Origin of the sequence: Longibacter sp. (genome assembly GCF_051155795.1) — a bacterium.
GTDB lineage: Bacteria > Bacteroidota > Rhodothermia > Rhodothermales > Salinibacteraceae > Longibacter.
Genome location: NZ_DAXETW010000152.1, coordinates 18,291 through 37,412, shown reverse-complemented (window position 1 = coordinate 37,412; position 19,122 = coordinate 18,291). Strand labels below are relative to the sequence as shown.

Annotated in this window: 12 protein-coding genes; 9 read left to right on the top strand and 3 right to left on the bottom strand. The window is 63.1% G+C overall.

The window, feature by feature from the left end; genetic code table 11:
* Window positions 1-82 precede the first annotated feature (82 nt).
* Entirely contained in the window at window positions 83-1,237 is a 1,155-nt protein-coding gene (locus ACFCU0_RS14530) for an alkene reductase (RefSeq protein ID WP_434974402.1), read from the top strand.
* Window positions 1,238-1,329: 92 nt separating this feature from the next.
* On the opposite strand, the gene ACFCU0_RS14525 is transcribed toward ACFCU0_RS14530, so the two are convergent.
* Entirely contained in the window at window positions 1,330-1,962 is a 633-nt protein-coding gene (locus tag ACFCU0_RS14525; protein ID WP_434974401.1) for an ATP-binding cassette domain-containing protein, read from the bottom strand.
* A gap of 44 nt (window positions 1,963-2,006) precedes the next feature.
* On the bottom strand, window positions 2,007-3,269 hold the full coding sequence (locus ACFCU0_RS14520; RefSeq protein WP_434974400.1) for a hypothetical protein: 1,263 nt from the start codon (window positions 3,267-3,269) through the stop codon (window positions 2,007-2,009).
* A 657-nt stretch (window positions 3,270-3,926) separates the two neighbouring features.
* On the opposite strand from ACFCU0_RS14520, the gene ACFCU0_RS14515 reads away from it, so the two are divergent.
* From ACFCU0_RS14515 to ACFCU0_RS14480, 8 genes are all read left to right on the top strand, one after another.
* A complete protein-coding gene (locus ACFCU0_RS14515; RefSeq protein ID WP_434974399.1) occupies window positions 3,927-4,856 on the top strand; it encodes a hypothetical protein in 930 nt (309 codons plus the stop codon).
* A gap of 194 nt (window positions 4,857-5,050) precedes the next feature.
* Window positions 5,051-5,968 carry a hypothetical protein gene (locus ACFCU0_RS14510; protein WP_434974398.1) on the top strand — a complete coding sequence of 306 codons (918 nt, stop codon included), beginning with the start codon at window positions 5,051-5,053 and terminating at the stop codon, window positions 5,966-5,968.
* A gap of 109 nt (window positions 5,969-6,077) precedes the next feature.
* Window positions 6,078-8,351, top strand: coding sequence for a TonB-dependent receptor (locus ACFCU0_RS14505; RefSeq protein WP_434974397.1), 2,274 nt, complete (start codon window positions 6,078-6,080; stop codon window positions 8,349-8,351).
* A 125-nt stretch (window positions 8,352-8,476) separates the two neighbouring features.
* Window positions 8,477-9,886 (top strand): hypothetical protein, encoded by a 1,410-nt coding sequence (locus ACFCU0_RS14500; RefSeq protein ID WP_434974396.1) that lies wholly within the window; start codon window positions 8,477-8,479, stop codon window positions 9,884-9,886.
* Window positions 9,887-10,409: 523 nt separating this feature from the next.
* Window positions 10,410-12,029: an acyl-CoA carboxylase subunit beta gene (locus ACFCU0_RS14495; RefSeq protein ID WP_434974395.1), complete on the top strand. Its 1,620-nt coding sequence runs from the start codon at window positions 10,410-10,412 to the stop codon at window positions 12,027-12,029.
* A gap of 297 nt (window positions 12,030-12,326) precedes the next feature.
* On the top strand, window positions 12,327-15,635 hold the full coding sequence (locus ACFCU0_RS14490; protein ID WP_434974394.1) for an ATP-binding protein: 3,309 nt from the start codon (window positions 12,327-12,329) through the stop codon (window positions 15,633-15,635).
* Between the two features lie 466 nt (window positions 15,636-16,101).
* Window positions 16,102-17,736 (top strand): transglycosylase SLT domain-containing protein, encoded by a 1,635-nt coding sequence (locus ACFCU0_RS14485; protein WP_434974393.1) that lies wholly within the window; start codon window positions 16,102-16,104, stop codon window positions 17,734-17,736.
* Window positions 17,737-18,098: 362 nt separating this feature from the next.
* Window positions 18,099-18,257 carry a hypothetical protein gene (locus tag ACFCU0_RS14480; protein ID WP_434974392.1) on the top strand — a complete coding sequence of 53 codons (159 nt, stop codon included), beginning with the start codon at window positions 18,099-18,101 and terminating at the stop codon, window positions 18,255-18,257.
* Between the two features lie 101 nt (window positions 18,258-18,358).
* Here ACFCU0_RS14480 and ACFCU0_RS14475 read toward each other — a convergent pair whose 3' ends face one another.
* Complete coding sequence (locus tag ACFCU0_RS14475) at window positions 18,359-19,081, bottom strand: succinate dehydrogenase iron-sulfur subunit (protein ID WP_434974391.1); 723 nt, start codon at window positions 19,079-19,081, stop codon at window positions 18,359-18,361.
* Window positions 19,082-19,122: the final 41 nt, after the last annotated feature.

The following is a 19,122-nucleotide window of genomic DNA, read 5'->3' as shown; positions in this document are numbered from 1 at the left end:
ATTTGAGAGACGGAAGATGAGTGCCGGCTCCGACGGGTCGGCATCGACCTCGCGCTGAACTACGGACCCAATCGAAGATCGAATGTCATCTCCTCTATTTCGTCCCCTTGAAACCGGCGACCTGTCGCTTCCGCATCGCGTGCTGATGGCACCACTTACCCGCAACCGGGCGGGGGAAGGCAACGTACCGGGAGAGATGAATGCCGAATATTACCGACAGCGGGCATCGGCCGGGCTCATCGTCACGGAGGCGACGCAGGTCGCACCGAGAGGGCAGGGCTACCCGCGCACCCCCGGCATTCACAGCGACGAACAGGTAGGCGGGTGGAAGCTCGTCACGAACGCGGTTCACGAGGCGGATGGCCGGATTGTGCTCCAGCTCTGGCACGTAGGGCGGATCTCTCACTCATCGTATCATGACGGAGAAAAGCCGGTTGCGCCTTCGGCCATCGCTGCGGAAGGGGAAACGCTCACCGCAAACATGGAAATGGAACCCTTTGAAACGCCTTACGCGCTCGAAACAGACGAGGTCGCCGACGTGGTGGAGCAGTACCGCCGTGGCGCCGAGCGGGCTCTTGAAGCCGGATTCGACGGTGTGGAAATCCACGGCGCAAACGGCTACCTGATCGATCAATTCCTCCGGTCCGGCTCCAACCAGCGGACGGACCGCTACGGCGGGTCCCTCGAAAACCGGCTCCGTTTTCTGCAAGACGTAGTAGATGCCGTCGTGGACGTATGGGGAGCAGAACGCGTTGGCCTTCGACTGTCCCCGCTGTCCGGCTTTAATTCGATGTCCGACAACACGCCGGTGGACACCTTCACAGCGGCCGCTCGTGCCGCGGATGAGGCCGGGCTCGCCTACCTGCACCTCGTCGAGCCGTCAGATCCGAAGCCGCCCGTACGCGGTGACGGAAAGGTCCGTGAGGTGTTCTCCGCGATCCGCGATGCGTTCGAGGGGGTCCTGATCGCGAACGGCAACTACGACGCAGAAACCGCGAACGACGCGATCACGTCCGGCTATGCCGACGCCGTCACCTTCGGGCGGTCGTTCCTCGCGAATCCAGATCTTCCGCGCCGGCTCCGGGATGGGCTTCCGGTCAATGTACCGGACGAGAGCACCTTTTATAACGGCGGAGCCAAGGGTTACACGGACTATCCCACGTGGGACGAGATCCAGAACGGCGCCGCAGAGGTCGAGACGATCGATCAGCTCGCGGAACTGGCCGCGCGCGGCTGACGACCTGGACGGCGAATATGATGATTGAGACGGCGGCGGTGCCTGTAGATGGCGCCACCGCCGTTCGTATGACTGGCGTGCCCGGGGGTGCCCTACTCCGGCTCGCCCATGGTGACGATCTCCGCAGCAAGATCGCGTAGTTCGCTGTCCAGGTGCGAGGCGACGATACCGATGCCCCCGTCCCGGACGAACGCTTCCACCATGCCGATGGTGGCGTCGGTCGTCGCGCGGTCGAGCGAGCGGAGCGGTTCATCCATCAGAACCACCTCGGGCTGCGCGATGAAGGCGGCGCCGATCTGAACCTTTTTGAGCATGCCGCTGGAGTAGGTCCCGAGCAGGTTGACGCGCCGCTCGTCCAGGCGCAGCCGGTCGAGCAGGTCGCCGATGCGCTCGACACCACCGGCGTCCCAGGTGTTGCGACTCCGGGCGACCCATTCCAGCAGCTCCACCGCCGTCAGGTGCTCCGGCAGCCCGGCTTCGGCGTGCACGACGCCCACGTGCTTCAGGTACCGATACGGCGTATCGTGAATGTCCAGGTCGTCGTAGTGGACGCTCCCGGACGTCGGGTAGGCGAGGACCGACAGCATCCGGAGCAGCGTCGTTTTTCCCGCTCCGTTCGGTCCGACGAGCATGGTCAGCGTGCCCGGCGCGAACGTGTGAGACATCGAGTGGATGACCGGCTCGTGCTGGCCGTACTGCTTCGTAACGGAGTCGAGGACGAGCATGGGGAACGAAAGCGAGGGGAAGTCAGCGGGCGATGCGGGGGGCGTTATCGATACTGGCGGCGCGTGCGGCCTTCGACGGCGACGGTCGTGAGTCCGGCAGCGACGGTAGCGGCGACTATGTCGACTGCCGCCCACACCGCGAGGCTGGACCACGGCATGGCATCGCTCACGGTCGCGACGAGGGCGAGGCTCGCGAGAAGCGGCGCCATCCAGCGCAGGTTGGCGAGGGTGCGGGCGCCCCACCAGTGCAGCGGGGAGTGGAGGGTGAGCTGCAACGTGGGAGCGGACATGCGTTCGCCGGCCAGCAGGCCGATTACGCCGTTCTGCAGGCCGACGATGAGGAGGAGGGTCGACGTGATGGCGGCCGCCGCGGCGTCCTGCGCCAGCAGGATCCAGAAGATGACGTGCCCGAGCGCCACGAGTCGGCCGAGGGGAAGGCGGCGGTCAAGCTGTCGGAGGCTAACCCACGCCGCCGGCCGAAACCGCTGCGGAATCCAGTACAGGCTATCGATCTCCACCGGCTCACGGGTGGACGGTCCGACGCTGCCGCCGCCCAGCACTTCGTCGTAGAACGCGTTTGTGTGGTAGTAATGCCGGTCGAACGCGGCGCGATGGCGGGCAATGCGAATGCCGCTCCATAGCAGAAACGCTACGCCCGGAACCCAGGCCATGGCCGGTGCCATGCCGAACAACGTCGCCGAGGAGAGAATGACGATGATTCCCGCCCCGAAGCATCGTACGGTTGCGAAGAGCGCGGGGACGAGTCCCATGGGTATGTCGAACCCGTAGCCGGACGTCTTAACGCTCTGGTACCATCCTCCGCGCTTGCCTTCGTGCCAGTCCTGCGACAGCCGACCGATGGTGGCGTACACATCGAAGGCGTAAAGACCGGTGGCCAGCACCACGACGGTCGCCTGGAGGGCGAGCCCGAGCTTGGCCGTGAGGTGTCCCGTGGGAGCGGATGTATCGAAGAACGCGAGGACCCAGACCGGAAGGACGAAGAGGGCCAGCACGCGTCCCCACCGGGTCAACTGCTGGTGCAGAAGCTGCTTCGGCGACCGGTTGAGAAGCTGCATCAGCGGAGCGTCCGGGTCCGGTGCCAGGACGTTGGGTGCCGCCACGGCGAACACACCGGCCGACAATAACGCCCACATCCGGAGTCCGACGCGTCGCCCGTCCGGGGTTGCATCCCCGGCCAGAAGCGCGGCGACATAAATCATGATGCCGAGGAGCAGGACATACGCCAGCCGGCTGGTGGCGGACGAAGCGCGTCGGGTCGGCGAAGGAAGGTGAGGGGCGGCGTCCACGGCCAGAGGGCTGTCGAAGGGCGCGCGATGAAGATGAAGGGGACGGGCGAGTGCGCGGGAGGGTGAGCCCGCCGTCTTACATTTCCAAAGATAGACGGCGCTTCGTGCACATCCAACCACGGATGCGTCGGTACGCGTGAAGACAGAACGCATTCACCTTGACACGGCTCTTGTGAGGGGAGATGGGCCCCGAGCGGCACGTGCTTCAGGTTCAAGGTCGTGTGGACGCCTGTCACACCGAATCTTCACATGCTTCCGGGTGGTCACGGCAACGGGGCTGTGGGTACCTGTGGTGGAGGGTCCGCGCCGAAATCAGCCGTATCTGACCGATTGTCCCCCTTGTCGATCGACGGATGAGATCGTTCCGGGCTCTTCATTGCTGGACTCTTTAGGGTCAATTTCATAAAATGAAGGTGTTCTGTACAGGAACGGCCAAGCGAGATGTCGCTGGATTCGCTGTCGAATGGCCGGGCTGGGTCGCTAGATGTCAATCCGCACGTCACGTTGAACCCGCTTCCAGACCACGACAGAGGAAGCGCGGACGCGATTTCCCCACTCCTGTCAGGAATGTCCCCGTCCCACTTTTTCGAGTGGAGGCTGTCGCTGAAACCGCATGGTTCGGTGACATTCGTTTCTCCATCCTCTGTGCGTTCTTAGATGTTGCCACGTCCCCGTCCCCCGTTTCTTCCCCGGCTTGTCGCGCATCTGCTGTTGTTCAGTCTTGCCCTCTCGATGATCGGTTGCGATACATCCGTTCAACCGTATAAGGACAGCGCGCAGCATTTCAGCCTGTTCGGACGGATCGACGTGACCTCCACCGAGGATTCGTCCCTGGTGCGCGTCAGTCGGCTACGTGATGGCGTCCCCGGCGCTGCGAACCCTGACGACGAGCTCTGGGCGCGCCTGACCGAGGCGGAGACCGGAGCTGAGACGACGTTGCCGGTTCGCCTGGATAGCGTGGAAGATCGCGATGTCTTTAACATTTCGGTTCCGAACGGCCTGCCCTTCGACACGGAGTATACCCTTTCGGTGGAAGAGCAGCGAAGCGGGCAGACGGCACGAACGACGTTCCGAACGCCGGTTGGACCGCCGATCGTGGAGGCACCGGATACGGTCGCGACCTGTCTGGACTCGGAAGTCGGAAGCCAGCAGCCGCGGCCGTTTCGCGTTCGGGTCAACACCCGGGGCACGGACGAGTTGAGCGAGCTTCGCGTGGTTTACTTCGCGATCGGCGAGCGTTTCACGATTCGAACGCTCAAACGGGTGTATCAGCAGCAGGACGTTACTGACTCCGTGGATGTCATCATCCGGCCGCAGCTTGACCTCGCATGCGTTCAGTACCGCAGCATCAACGGGTGCCCTGAAGGCCGCCCCGCGCCGATTCCTGACCTGATCCTTCTCGAGCTGGCCTCGTCGAACGAGGGATGGCCCGGTCCGACGTATGTCAGCGGTAGCCGGGAGGTACGCGCCTCGCCGGGGCTTTCAACGGTGGAAAAAGGGTTTGGCGCGGTGTTCAGTTCTGCACACACCTCCCGAATTCTTGGCGTCGGTGGACAAACCCCGACCTGCGACGTAATCGAACCATAGACTCCAACCGTAGACGAACAATGCCGGTGCTCCCGCGCGTGTGGCAATACCGTGAAGAACCTTGATGCACGGTACGCAACCGGAATCCACACGCGCCTCCTGAGTTTACCGCCCGTTCCCAGGACCGCCCGGTGTCCTGTAGGCACTTCGCCTGCCCTCTCTCGCTGGATGCACTTTCGCTACCGCCGCGCTCTATGAGCCAATACCCTTCTTCCCGCCGATCGCTGTTCGCGCTGTTTGCCGCCCTGGTCACGGCGAGCATGCTTGGAGCGTGCGATACGGCCATCAGTCCTTTCGTTGAGTCCGATACCCGCTTTTCGGTGTTTGGGCAGTTTAATGTGGCCGATACGCGACACGTCCTTCGGGTCGAAGATCTGCGGGATTCGCTGTCAAACCGGGTGCCGCGAGAGCCGCGCCTCACGGTCGAACTCACGAATACGTCCACCGGAGACGTCTTCTCGATGGAGCCGGAGGACCTGGCGTTCTCCGCAGATCGGGTCGTCCGAAATTTCGTGTTCGAAGGCTCGATCGACTCGTCGACCGTGTATCGCGTCGACATTCGAAGCCCGGACGGGGCTAGTGCAAGCGCGGAGTTCACCACGCCGCAGGGCCTGCCCATGCTGTCCATGGATTCGATGCGGGTGTGTGGCGACACCACCGACATGCTGCCGGGGACCCCGACGGGATTCTCCGTCGAAATCGAGCCGCAGGAGGGTGACCAGATCGGTCTGCTCACGCCGATCTACATCACCCCGTCCGTACTCGGTACGTATCCCAAATTGAATGACCTCGCTGCAGACAATGACATCGACAAGCGGGCCAGCTACTTCGTCGACGCGACCCGCGATCTTCAGGGAGTCGCCCTCGATATTCTGGGGGATTCGTTTCAGGGGACGCAGCTTCCGCCTCCGGCCATACCGAACCAGGTAAAAATGGGATACGGCGCCGTCGGCCCGGATTTCCCCGGGTCGGAGTACCTTTTTGCAGACTTCGAATCGGCCGCGCTTCCCGGAAACTACGATAACGTGGACGGTGGGCTCGGACTGGTATTCGCCAGCGTGACCGACACCGTGGACGTTCCCTATGAGCGAGAAGAACAGGTATGTGATTGATGCACCTGTGTACTTGCATCCACGCCTGCCTTCGGACAGGCCCTCGTTTCGGCCCACCCTCTGTTTCTGATTTTCTCCTATGCGTTTTTCTCTGACCCCTCCAGCGTCTATGCGACCCGCCCCGCGCCGGATGTCCTCTTTCTCGCCCATCCTGGTCGTGCTGGCGCTCCTGCTTGTGCTTGCGCCCGCAGCGCAGGGGCAGGATGCGGTCGGACTCCGCGGTTTCATCACGAATGCCGAAACGGGCAGCGGTCTCGTTGATGCCAATGTCGTCCTTGCGACGCTCGACGGTTCGCTCGTGACCGCAGCATCTACCGGTCAGGACGGATTCTACCGACTGGACGACGTGGGTCGCGGGACGTACCTCTTTCGGGTGTCCTTCGTCGGATACGAAACCTACACCGACACCGTGCGGCTGGAAACGTCGGCGTCGTATGTGACCAAGTCCGTTCAAATCCAGCCCAGCGCGCAGGAACTCGACGAAATTACCGTCGAGGCGGAAGGCGGAAGTGCCAAGTTGGAAGCCGGGAAGCAACGGGTGCGCGTCGCCGATATCGAGCGCATCCCGACGCCCAGCCCAACGGGCGACATTGCGTCGTACCTTCAGTCGATTCCCGGCGTCGTGTCCGTAGGAGATCGTGGAGGCCAGCTGTTTGTTCGCGGCGGGACACCGTCGCAGAACCTGGTGTTGATGGATGGAACGCTCGTTTATAACCCGTTCCACCTCATCGGCTTCTACTCGATCTTTTCCGAAGACATGGTGTCCTCGGCCGACTTCTACGCGGGCGGGTTCGGGGCGGAGTATTCGGATCGCATTTCGTCCGTGCTCGATGTCACGATGCGTCCGGGAAACAAGAAGAAGTTCGGTGCGGCCGCGTCGGCCAGTCCGTTCCTGGTGGAGTTGCGAGCGGAAGGTCCCCTCGTCGAGGATTCGTTCTCGTTTCTCGTCTCCGCCCGGCAGTCGGTTGTGGAAGAAACCGCGCCCCAGTACCTGAGCACGGACGTCCCGCTGAAGTTCAACGACTTCTACCTGAAGCTGCATGACTCTGGCGAACGGTCGCAATGCGGTGTGTCGCTCCTGTCTTCCTACGACCGGGGGCGCATCGACCCACGGAGCGCGGACACGTTCGAGGCGGAGAACCGCGTGCTCGCCGGTCGCTGTGTCCTGCTCGTCCCAGAAAACTCGTCGCTCTTCGAGGTTACGAGCGGTGTGTCGCGGTATGAGAATTCGACCGGCTCCGGTGCCATCCGCGATCGCTCGGCAGAAATCTTTCGCTTCCACACCGATCTCTCGGCGACGCTTCCGATCGGTAACACGGAATGGAACTGGGGCCTCGCGGCGAAGGTGAATCAGTACTCGTACGACGTCGGCGAGAGCTTCGGTGTCTTCGACGTGGCAGAAGACGAACTATTTACCTTCAGCGGGTTTACGAGCCTCACCTTCTCGCCGGTATCGACGATCGATCTTACGCCGGGCGTAGCGATCGTGTGGCCGACGACCTATCCGATGAGCATCGAGCCGCGCCTACGTGGGCAGGCCCGGTTCTTCGGGGAGGACGGTCCGACGATCAACTTCGCGACGGGTCTATACCAGCAGACGTTCGAGGGGATCAGCGATGAACGGGACGCCGGCTCTGTCTTTACCGCCTGGGTTCCCGCGCCGATCAACGACAAGCGGGCCCAGTCCATCCATGCCCTGCTCGGCGTGTCCGATCAGATTCTTCCGGGGTTGAACGTCTCCGTCGAAGGGTATCATCGCTGGATCAGCAACCTGCCTGTTCCGAAATGGAGCACGCTAAGCCGCTTCACGACGGTCACCACGCTGGCCGAGGGCCGGTCGTTCGGCGTCGACGTGCGTACCACGTACGAACGGGGCGACTTCTACGGCTTTCTCGGGTACGGCTTCGGTGTTGTAGAGTATGAAGCCCAGCAGGGAGATTTCGGCGACTGGTTCGGGGGGGGATTCGAGGAGTACAACCCGCCGCACGATCAACGCCACCGCGTGAACGCCACCGTCGAGTACGACTTCGGTCTGGCGAAGGCCAACATCGGTTGGCAGTTCAGCAGTGGGCTTCCGTTTACCGAGGTCTACGGGTTCGACAGCTTCATCGACCAGCGCGGGCTGGGCCAGGATCCGTCCCAGGACTTCGGCTCGCCGAGGTTCATTTTCGACCGTCCCTACGACGCTCGCCTCCCGGTGTACCACCGCCTGGATGTCTCCGTCAGTCGCACCTTCACGCTGGGACTGGCCGACTTCGACCTGCAGGCCGGCGCGATTAACATCTACGACCGGTCGAACATCTTCTACTTTGACCTGGCCGAGTTGCGCCGTGTGAATCAGCTCCCTGTGGTGCCGTACGTCGGTCTGAAGGTTGAACTGTAAGGTTTCGTAACCAACAGGCTCGCACGGGCTGAAAAACGTTTACCTGCTGCGTACGTTAAGGGGATCCGGTGCCTCGCTCCGGCCTGCGCCGGTTTCTCCCTCTGTCTGCTCCCGACTGCCGCACGATGTCTCGTTCCATCGCTGATCCGCTCTACGAGCGTCTCCTGTCGTCGTACCCGCCCGAGCAGGCGTATGCTCGGTCCGATGTCGACCGGGGGCCGATGCCGGATCCGATCCGGCACTTTCTGCTCCATCTCCTCCGCCACCAGAGCCGGCATGAAAGTCGTCGTCTCCGCCGCGCCGGAAGCGACTGGGTCGCCTACGATGCCCCGGAGGTGCGAAAGGCCCTATCGGAGCTTCAGGATGTCCTGTCCCGTCACGCGCGCATCCCCGAAGAAGAGTGGACGGGTGCCCTGCAGCAGGCCTGCCGGTACGTCAGCGCCTACCTCCTTCAGCCAACGCCCGTGCTCACGGACTTCGTGTTTGGCAAACAGACGGGGGCTCTGCCGCTCGACCGCATCCGGTGGCGCATGCAGTTCTTCGAGGCGTACACGTACCTGCAGAATGCCGTCGAGGCGTATGCCGAACGCAAAAACCTGGAGGCATTCGACCGGAGTACGTTTCAGCGCTTCCTCCTGAAGATCGACCAGCGGCTGACCAGCGAGTACACCCGGGAGCAGTGGATGGATCTGTTGCAGCCGCTGCTGCATCTGACCCAAACGGCGACCGGCCGCGATGAGGTGCCGATCCAGCCGATGCAGGGGTTCTTTCAGGACAAAGGGCACGACCGGGCCCTCCGCCGCCTGCAACAGCTCGAGGCCGATGGCCAGTCACGCATCGGCGCGTCGGGCTTGCGCCGGATCCTTACAGAGCAGCGTACCACGGACGAGCGCGCCCCCGAAGCAGAGCCACTGCGCTCGTCCGACCCGGCGCCCTGGGAGGAAGAGGACTGGGGACTCGGATCGCCCGCCGCCGGGCAGCGGGATGACGGAGCCACGCCCCTCTGGAAACGATTTCAGCAGGGACCGGCCTCCCGGTCGAGTCGCGGAAACGGAGCCCCGGACGGGAGCGACCAGCCGCTGTGGGCGCAGTACCGGCGCTCGCGAGCAGCCGGTGGTAGCCGTTCGGAGTCGCCCAGGGAGGAGTCCCTCCCCTCGCCGTTCGACGCCGAGGACCCGGTCGACGATGCTCGAACGCGCGACGACGCGACCGGTAGCATGCCGAAGACAGACGAGGGACCCGCCGGCCAACCGGTGTCCGTGAGCGGCAACGAAAAGGCTGACATGCAAGCGCTGGAGCAGAGTGTCTTCGGGAAAAGCAATCCCCCGCAACGAGGCGTCTTCGTCCGACAGCTCTTCGACGGCGACCTGGACGACTACGAGCAGGTCCTCCTCCGACTGGATACCGCCGACTCCTGGGGCGAGGCCTCGCAGATCATCGCACGGGATGTTTTCCGCGCGCACAAGATCAACATCTACAGCGACGCCGCCGTCCACTTCACAAACGCTGTCGAGCAGCGCTTCCGGGAGGAGTGAGAGGGCGGGGTGTGCGTTTCGGGGTGTGTGGTTTGCGGTGTGTGGTTTGGGCCGTGAAACAGACCTTCTGCTACGGCGGAGCGTCACGCCGAACCCTGACCCGGCATCTCGTCGGCTTCAGCGGTGCGCCGGGCGCAGGAGCGTTTCCTTCGTTCGTTGATGCGTTGGTTTGTTGGGGACGTTCGGGTTTGGGACGGGGAATGTCTTTCCAAGCCGATTGCCCCGAGAGTGTGGCCGTCGCAAATTCACTCACCGGAGGTCGCCCGTACCGAATTTCACAACGTTCGTTGGACACCTGTTGGGCCGGGTTCATCTGCTTACCCGCTCCTACAAGCGCTCACACCGCACACCTCTTACCCCGAACCCCAAAACGTACTCCCCCTCACCTCTTCTTCATTGACGTCGTTGGTGCTGGGACCTACTTTTCTGTGAAAGAGGGCCGGTCCCTCTGCTGCTGCGAGATGACCGTTGATGCATGCTTCCCCGGCCCGCCGTTCCGACTTTTTCTTTCCGACCCGTTGCCATGAGCGAATCCGAGCCGCGAACGTCGACCGAGACCTCTCCGTCTCCCAACGGCGTGCCGCCTGACGCGACGCATGAAGAACTGCACGACGACCTCGATCGACGGCGCGCGGACGCGCAGCTCGGGGGCGGGGAAGAGCGTATTCAGCGCCAGCACGACAAAGACAAGCTGACCGCTCGCGAGCGAATCGACATCCTGCTCGACGACGACTCCTTCGTCGAGATGGGTACCTTCGTCCGACACCAGGAGAGCGACTACGGCCTCGAGGATAACCGACCCTATGGCGACGGCGTTGTGACGGGCCACGGGACGATCGACGGGCGGCTCGTCTACGTCTTCAGCCAGGACTTTACCGTGTTCGGCGGGTCCCTCGGGCGCGCGCACGCCGACAAGATTGTGCGGTTGCTGGAGACCGCCATGCAGAACGGCGCGCCCGTCATCGGGCTCAACGACTCGGGCGGTGCCCGCATCCAGGAAGGGGTCAAGTCCCTCGGGGGCTACGCCGACATCTTTAAGCTGAATGTCGACGCGTCGGGCGTCGTCCCGCAGATTTCGGCGATCATGGGGCCGTGTGCCGGCGGCGCGGTCTACAGCCCGGCCATCACCGACTTCACGTTCATGGTGGAAGGGTCGAGCTATATGTTCGTGACCGGGCCACACGTCGTGAAAACGGTCACACAAGAGGACGTCACAAGCGAAGATCTCGGGGGCGCCCGGACGCACGCCAGCAAGAGCGGCGTGTCGCACGTGACCTGCAGCAACGACGTGGACTGCCTCCTCCGAATCCGGGAGTTGATGAGCTACCTCCCGCTGAACTGCGAGGAAGACCCGCCGCAGCGCCCGCGCGAGCAGGCGAAAAACTCGCTGGACGCGTCCGATCTCGACACACTCGTTCCCGCTTCCCCGAACAAGCCGTACGATATGCGGGACGTGGCGCGGCACATCGTTGATGATGCGGACTTTTTCGAGATCATGCCGGATTTCGGGGAAAACCTGATTACCGGGTTCTCACGCCTCGGCGGACGTCCCGTCGGGATCGTGGCCAACCAGCCGGCCGTGCTCGCAGGCGTCCTCGACATCGACGCGTCGATAAAGGGCGCGCGCTTCGTTCGGTTCTGTGATGCGTTCAATATCCCACTCCTCGTTTTCGAAGACGTCCCCGGATTCCTTCCAGGAACGGATCAAGAGTGGAACGGCATCATCAAGCACGGCGCAAAGCTCCTTTATGCCTTCTGCGAGGCGACCGTCCCCCGGATCACGGTGATCACGCGTAAGGCCTATGGCGGTGCCTACGACGTGATGAACTCGAAGCACATTGGGGGTGACATCAACCTCGCGTGGCCGACCGCCGAAATCGCGGTTATGGGGCCGGAGGGAGCCGTCGAAATCATCTATCGCCGCGAGATCGCCAACGCCGACGATCCCCAGGCGAAGAAGGATGAGTTCATCAAGCAGTACCGGGAGAAGTTCGCCAACCCGTACGTAGCAGCCGAGCATGGATACATCGACGACGTGATCCGGCCGAGCGAAACGCGCGAGCGGTTGATTCGCGGCTTCGACATGCTGGAGAACAAGGTGGTGAACAATCCGCGCAAGAAGCACGGCAATCTCCCGCTGTAGCATACTCGTCTGCGTTGGATCGACACCCAGCGGTTCCGACCGGCAGGTCTCACGTCGAGGCCTGCCGGTTTTTCTATGGTGGAACCGAACCGCGGAGTTTTGCGCTATAAAATTAAATTTTATTGTTTTGTCTTGCTTCGGCGATGGCGTTTTGCTTCTTGTTGTCGGTTTCCGAAAAGGGTGAGACGTTTCCGGCCGTCCCGCATATAACGTAGTGCGCCGATCGAACGGCCGGCGCGACGTACGATCTCGCTCGTCCATTTCTCTTACCTGGTCCACGTGTCCGATCCACGGATCTTGTCGATAGTCTGTCACCAGCCGTCGTGTCGGCCGGGTCTGGCTGGTGAGGGTGCGCGCACGCCTCGGCGGCTTATCCAGCGGATCATTGCTGGAGCGGGGCTCCTCCTTCTGGTGCTCGCAACGGTGCCCCGGGCCAACGCACAGTCTCCGGTCGGCGACGCATACCCGCAGGGGCTGCCGCATCCCGTGATGCATTATGATCCGGATGCCACGCCCTCGGAACGCCAGGTGTGGGACATTGCCCAGGACTCTAGTCACGTCCTCTACATCGCCGGGAGTCATCGGGGCGTCCAGATGTTCGACGGCGAACACTGGCTCACCATTCCGATCGACTCGACGGACGAAGGTGCTGCGATCGGTACGGCACGATCGGTGTCCCTCGGTCATGACGGCCGAATGTACGTAGGCACGAACGATGACATTGGGGTCCTCGTGCCCGGAGAAAAGGGTCGGCTCACGTTCCAATCCCTGCTCTCCCGGCTCCGCGAGCAGGACCGGCGTCCGGATGTGGACGGCACTGGTACCGTCTGGTTCGCCGGTGCGACAGACCAGTACACGTACTTTCAGACGCAACGCTCAATTTACCGATGGGACGGCTCCAGCCTCGACGTCTGGCGGAGCGACGATACGTTCCACACGGCACATCTGGTCGACGGCCGGCTCTTCGTGCGCGACTTCGAGCGCGGCCTCCTCGAACTCGTAGGCGGGACCCTTCGCCCCATTCCCGGCGGGGCCTCGTTCGAGAACCGGGCGATTCACTTCCTGGCGCTTCATCCGAGCGGCGGAATGATCGCCGTCACCGCAACGGAAGGGGTCTACCTGCTGAGTGAATCCGGCGCCCGGCCCACGTCGGTGCAGGCAGACTCGATCCTTCGGACGACGCGCGTCTATTCAGGTGCGTCTATCGCACAGGAAGGTGGGGAGCCGCTCTACGCGCTCGCCACCCTCGGGCGGGGCGTGGTGGTCATGGATCCGGAGGGGGCCATCGTATACCACCTGCGGCCGGGCCAGGAATTGCCGGACGGCGTCGTCAACACCGTGCACCCCGGGCGGGACGGGGAAACCTGGATCGGATTCAACAATGAAGGGGTCATGCGAATCGGCGGTCTGCCGAATGTTGAACATTATGGCGAGCGTTCCGGACTGCGTGGCCAGGTGGAGGCCGTCACGACCTTCGACGACCAGCTCTTCGTCGGGACCGGCTCCGGGCTCTTTCGAATGCGGTCGCGGGCATCGAGCGGGGGGCCGGCCGCGGAAGACCCGTTCGAGCGCGTGCGTGGGTCGTCCGTTGTGAACGGCCTGGAGGTCACGCGATGGGGACTTGCAGTCGACGACCTTTCCCGCACCTGGATGCTCCGCGCCGGTGAGGAGCCCTTGACGCTGATCCGGCGCAACGCCCACGACCTGTTCGTCCCACCGTCGATGCCGGATCGGCTTCTACTATCGACCATGCGCGGCGGCCTCACCGTCGCTCGAAACGAAGGGGGCACCTGGAGAACGGAACGATCCACGGACCTGGACGCCCCGCCGCACAGCCTTGTCGAATTCCAGGGTGAGATCTGGGGGGCGACGGATCCGCATACGGTCCTTCGTTTCTCCGTCGAGGATATTCCGGAGCTGACCACGGCGCGTCATCTGTCGGTCGACCCGGCCGCGGCCGTCGAGGGGTTCTCGCTCTCCGTGGCGGGCGACCGCCTTCTGCTGATCTCCCGTTCGGGGGTGTACACCTGGGACGAGACGTCGGAATCGTTCAAGGCGGCACCAGACCTCGTGCCGGGCGGAGAGGGCCCGGTCCGGACGTTTCTTTACACGCCGGAACGCGGTCGTGCCGATGCCTGGATTGTGAAGGGCACTCGCCTCTTCGCCGGGGAGAGGACGGGCACGTCTCCCGTCGCGATCGACTGGACGCCGGTTCCCGGGCTGAGTTTTCGGGCGAACGAAACCGTTCGCTTGCACGAGGCGCCGTCCGGCGACCTCTGGATCGGGCGAGGCGACGACCTGTTGCGCTACCGGCCGACGCCCCCCGCCGGCTCGTCGCCCGCACCGTCCGTCCTTGTGCGCCGCGTCCTGGCCGGGCCCGATGAAACCGTCGTCCGGGGAAGTCATGCGGACCCCGGCTCGGTGCTGTCGACCTCCTACGCCATGAACAGCCTCGTCGTACAGTTTGCGGCGCCCACCTTCGACGCCGAGACGCCGCCGCTCTACCGGACCCGTCTCCTGGGCGAGTCGGCCGACTGGTCGAACTGGTCGCGGCGCGCCGAGATCGACCTTCCCGGCCTTCGCGAAGACACCTACCGGCTTCAGGTCCAGGCCCGGACGATCGATGGGATCATTAGCGAAACCGAGTCCCTCCAGATCATCGTCGCGCCGCCGTGGTACCGGTCGCGCTGGGCTTACATCGGATACGTGGTGTTAGGCCTGGTCGGCATAGCGTCCGTCTGGCGCTATCGCGTGGCCGTGCGCCGTCGCCGAAGGGCGGAAGCCAAAACCACGCGGACCGAGGAGAAGCTGCAGGCCGAGCAGCAACTGTCCCACCGGCTCGCTCGGGCCAATGAACGATTGCGCGAGGTCAATCGCATGAAGGAGTACTTCATGGCGAACACGTCGCACGAGCTCCGAACGCCGCTGACCAACATTATCGGCTTTGCGCGGCTCCTGCAGGACGAGGCGCCGAACGGAATGGCGCCGCACCTCGAGGTAATCGAGAACAATGGATACCGGCTCCTTCACACGCTAAACGCCATCCTCGACCTCGCCGGGCTGCGGGCGCGGACGATGCAACCGATGCCGGAGTGGATCGACATCCGGGACCCGGTAAACACCGTCATCCGGGATCTAACCAGCGAGGCAGAACGAAAGGATCTTCCGTTCGAGGCGCAGATCCCGGCGGAGCCCGTGTATGCGTACCTGGATCGCTACTTTGTCGAACGCGTCGTCCGGCATCTCGTGGACAACGCGATCAAGTTTACCGCCGAGGGGCACGTCAACGTGTCGGTCTGGGAAGACGAGAATGAGGTCGGCATTGCTGTGCACGATACGGGCATCGGCATCGACGCGGGTTTCATTCCGGACCTCTTCGTTAGCTTCGAGCAGCAGTCCCGGGGCATGGATCGGGCGTACGAAGGGAGCGGCATCGGCCTCGCCGTGACCGGGCAGCTCGTTGAAGCGCTCGGGGGCCGCATCCTCGTCGACTCCGAGCAGGGCATCGGAAGCCGGTTCCAGGTTCTGTTTTCGCGCGACGGCCGGTTATCCGGCCGGTCAGACCGAACCAACGGATCGGTGTCAGCCTCCGACGCAGCAGAATAGGCTGCACCGGCCGGGCCGTTTCCCATCCTCGGACGGTAGAAAAAGTGACCGGCCAGGTGGACGAAAGAGACTGCTTCCGCGCCGTAGGAGCTATATCTTGGGCTTTTCATAATCGGTCCACGGCGCATTCGCATCGTTAACGATGCCGACAAACGCCCTCATGGGAGGGAAACCGGTAGATACCCGGCAGGTACGGACACCCTGTTTGCGAGGCGAAAAAACATCGAAAGCATCCTTAGAGCGGTGCCGGGCGGGGGGCATGTTACGCTTCCGGTGTCCAACGCGGCTTCTTCGACATAGCGCCCCTTCATTCGTCTCAACGTCTCACGCCGTTGCCGGGGGGACCGGCAGGTGGGAAGAGCAGGCGGTGACGGCTCCATGGCCGGATGCGTTCGGCGCGTGATTTGCCGTCAAGATGCATTGCGCAGGTTTGTTCATAGGACCCCCTGATCCGAGGGGGAAATGGATGACAAAGCGAACGCTACTGCTTTTCGTCGCACTTATCGGTCTGTTGCTGTCGGCGTGGGTCAATCGATCCGCGGTGAGCCCGTCGGACGTGAATCCCGATACGTCGTGGACGTGGGTGGATGTGAAAACCAACGACGTATTGTTCGCAAATCATCCCGTTGATACCGACTCGGTCACCGAGCAGGAGGCCTATCGTCACATCGAACGCCTCTACCGGCGTCAGGCCGAGCTGATGGCCATGCAGGCGCGCGGAGACTCCGTCCAGAGCCGGCGGATCCTGGATGAAGCCATCCGAGACCTGGATCGTCTGATTCGTCGACCGGGTCTGCCCGGGCAGCCGCGCTTTCAGAATGTCTACAACGCGATTACCGCCGAATACCGGGAGGTCTACGGCGTGCCCGACACCCTCGAATTACCGAGGGGAAGCATCTACGACCTGCGCAACGGGCTTTTCGCCGCTGTCAACCGAGGTTCGGATCCCCGCTTGGAGAACGAGCTCCCGTCGGACCTGCGTGAGATGAACACGGAGGTACCGATGACGGTGAACGACCGCGTAAAGGAAGCAATGGCGTTCCTTCTTAAAAACCGAAACCTGCACCTCTACCCTTGGCTGCGACGGGCGGAGACGTACTTCCCGATGATCGAGCACATCTTCGCGGAAGAAAACGTCCCGGACGAGCTGAAGTATCTTGCGCTGGTGGAAAGCGGGCTGAACCCGTACGCCCACAGCCATGCGCGTGCCGGCGGGATCTGGCAGTTCGTGGCCCAGACGGGGCGGCGGTACGGCCTGACGATCGATCCCTGGGTGGACGAGCGTCGCGACCCGGAGAAGGCGACGCGCGCCGCCGCACGGCACCTGCGTGACCTGCACGACCTCTTCGGGGGCGACTGGCATCTCGCGCTCGCGGGGTACAACGTGAGCCCGGCACGGGTGAAGCGAGAGCTCGCGAAAGCCCGGCGCTACATGGACCGCGAGCCGACGTACTGGGACATCTACGAGAACCTGCCGGAAGAGACGCGCAATTACGTCCCTCTCTTCATCGCCACGTCCATCATCATCTCCAACCCCGCTGCCTTCGACCTCAAGCGCGTCACGCCCGGGCCGAGGTACGCCTTCGACCACGTCCCGGTGGATGCGACGCTCAAGCTTCAGGATGTCGCGCGACTGGCCGAGGCGGATCTTCAGAAGATCCGTGCCCTGAATCCGGAGCTTCGCGGCAACCGCGTTCCGCCCTCCAAGGAGCCGTACTACATCCGCCTGCCCTACGGGAGCTATCCCACGTTTCGGGAGAACTTCGACGCCCTTCCCCCGGAGGAGCGTGCGTCCTACCTGAAGCACGCGGTGCAGACGGGTGAAAGTGTAGGTCACATCGCCAAACGGTACCATGTCAGCCGTCCGTCGCTGCTCCGAGCCAACAACGTGCACCCCGGGCAAATTGAGGTGGGACGAACGCTGACCGTCCCGGCTGCGCGCTACCTCGGCAACAGCAAGATCGTCGCTGACGCCGGGGCGCGTCCCCTTCGCGTCCGGTATGGAAGCCGCGCGACAAGACCCGTTGCCGTACCGACCCTGCCCACGGCCGACGCCTCCGAACATGACAACGCCAGCGGCCAGCTCGCGAGCACACGGTAGTCGACGTTTGCAGGTGTCAAGGTGTGGGTGTATGAATGTGCGAACGTGCGGTGATGCGGTCCGGGCGGTTCGCTTCGGGGTGAACGGCTTGTCTGTATGTGTGTAAGTCTGTACATCTATTACTTTCTGCGTCTGTAGGTATTGGTGGGCGAAAACGTTAATCGCGGACGTCTTGAGCGCGCAGGGTTTCTCCATCCCCGGAGCGCCTCACCGCGATCACCAGCGGCGACTCTCGGAGCCGGGATTCATAATCCCCCGTTCTTCCTTTCCCATCCCCAATCTTTCCCTTTCCGTTTCGTACGTTGCTGCCAGCGGCTTTTGCCGTCATCCCACGTATCTCTTTTCACCACCCCCTTCTGCTGATGTCGAGCTCTACGCGTTCTCTTGGCCTCAAATTCCTTGGAGTCTGGCTTGTGCTGTATGGGCTGATCGATCTGCTGGACCTGTCGTTCGCGTATGACGGGTTGATCATGGCGGTCCTGGCGATCGTTGCGGGCGTGATCCTGCTGGTCGGTGGCTGATCGCAGCAAGCAACGTCCCGTCGCATGCAAAACGCCCCGCCTTCCGTCACGGAAAGCGGGGCGTTGCTATGGCGTCGTACGACGTGGGGCGCAGCCGTCGTTCAGGCGGCGGTCGACGCGCTGGACGTGACGGCGCGGCGCTTGAGCGCAGAGAGCCAGCGTGTGATGTCGATCTCCTTCGGGCAGGCCTGGTTGCAGTTGAAGATGGTGTAGCACTTCCACAGGCCGTCCGGCGAGTCCACGATATCGAGACGCTCCTCCGTGCCGTCGTCGCGTGTGTCGAAGGTGTACCGGTACGCTTTTAGCATCGCAGCGGGGCCGAGATAGTCCGGGTCGGCCCAGGTCGATGGGCACGCGTGGGTGCAGGCGCCGCACATGATGCACTTCGTGGCGTCCTCGATGATCTCATGCTCTTCCGGGCTCTGCGGCCGTTCCCGTTCCGGCTCCGGCGTGTCGTTGATGAGCCAGGGCTTGACCGAGCGGTACTTCTCGAAGAAGCGGCTCTGGTCAATGACGAGATCCTTGATGACCGGCGCGGAGGGGAGGGGGGCGAACGTGACGGTTTCGCCGCTGTCGTCCACAAGGTCCTTCACTAGCACCGAGCAGGCGAGTTTGTTCTCGCCGTTGATCTGCATGGCGTCGGAGCCGCAGATACCGTGGGCGCAGCTTTTGCGGAGCGAAAGCGTACCGTCGATGTGCCACTTCACGTGAAGCAGCAGCGCAAGAGCGCTATCGAGCGGATCGGCAGGAACCTCGTACGATTCCCAGTGCGGCGCGTCATCCTTCTCCGGATTATAGCGCTTAATTTTGACGGTCAGATCCATACCAATTGTCGAAATTCAATGTCGAATACCGGTGTCGGGTG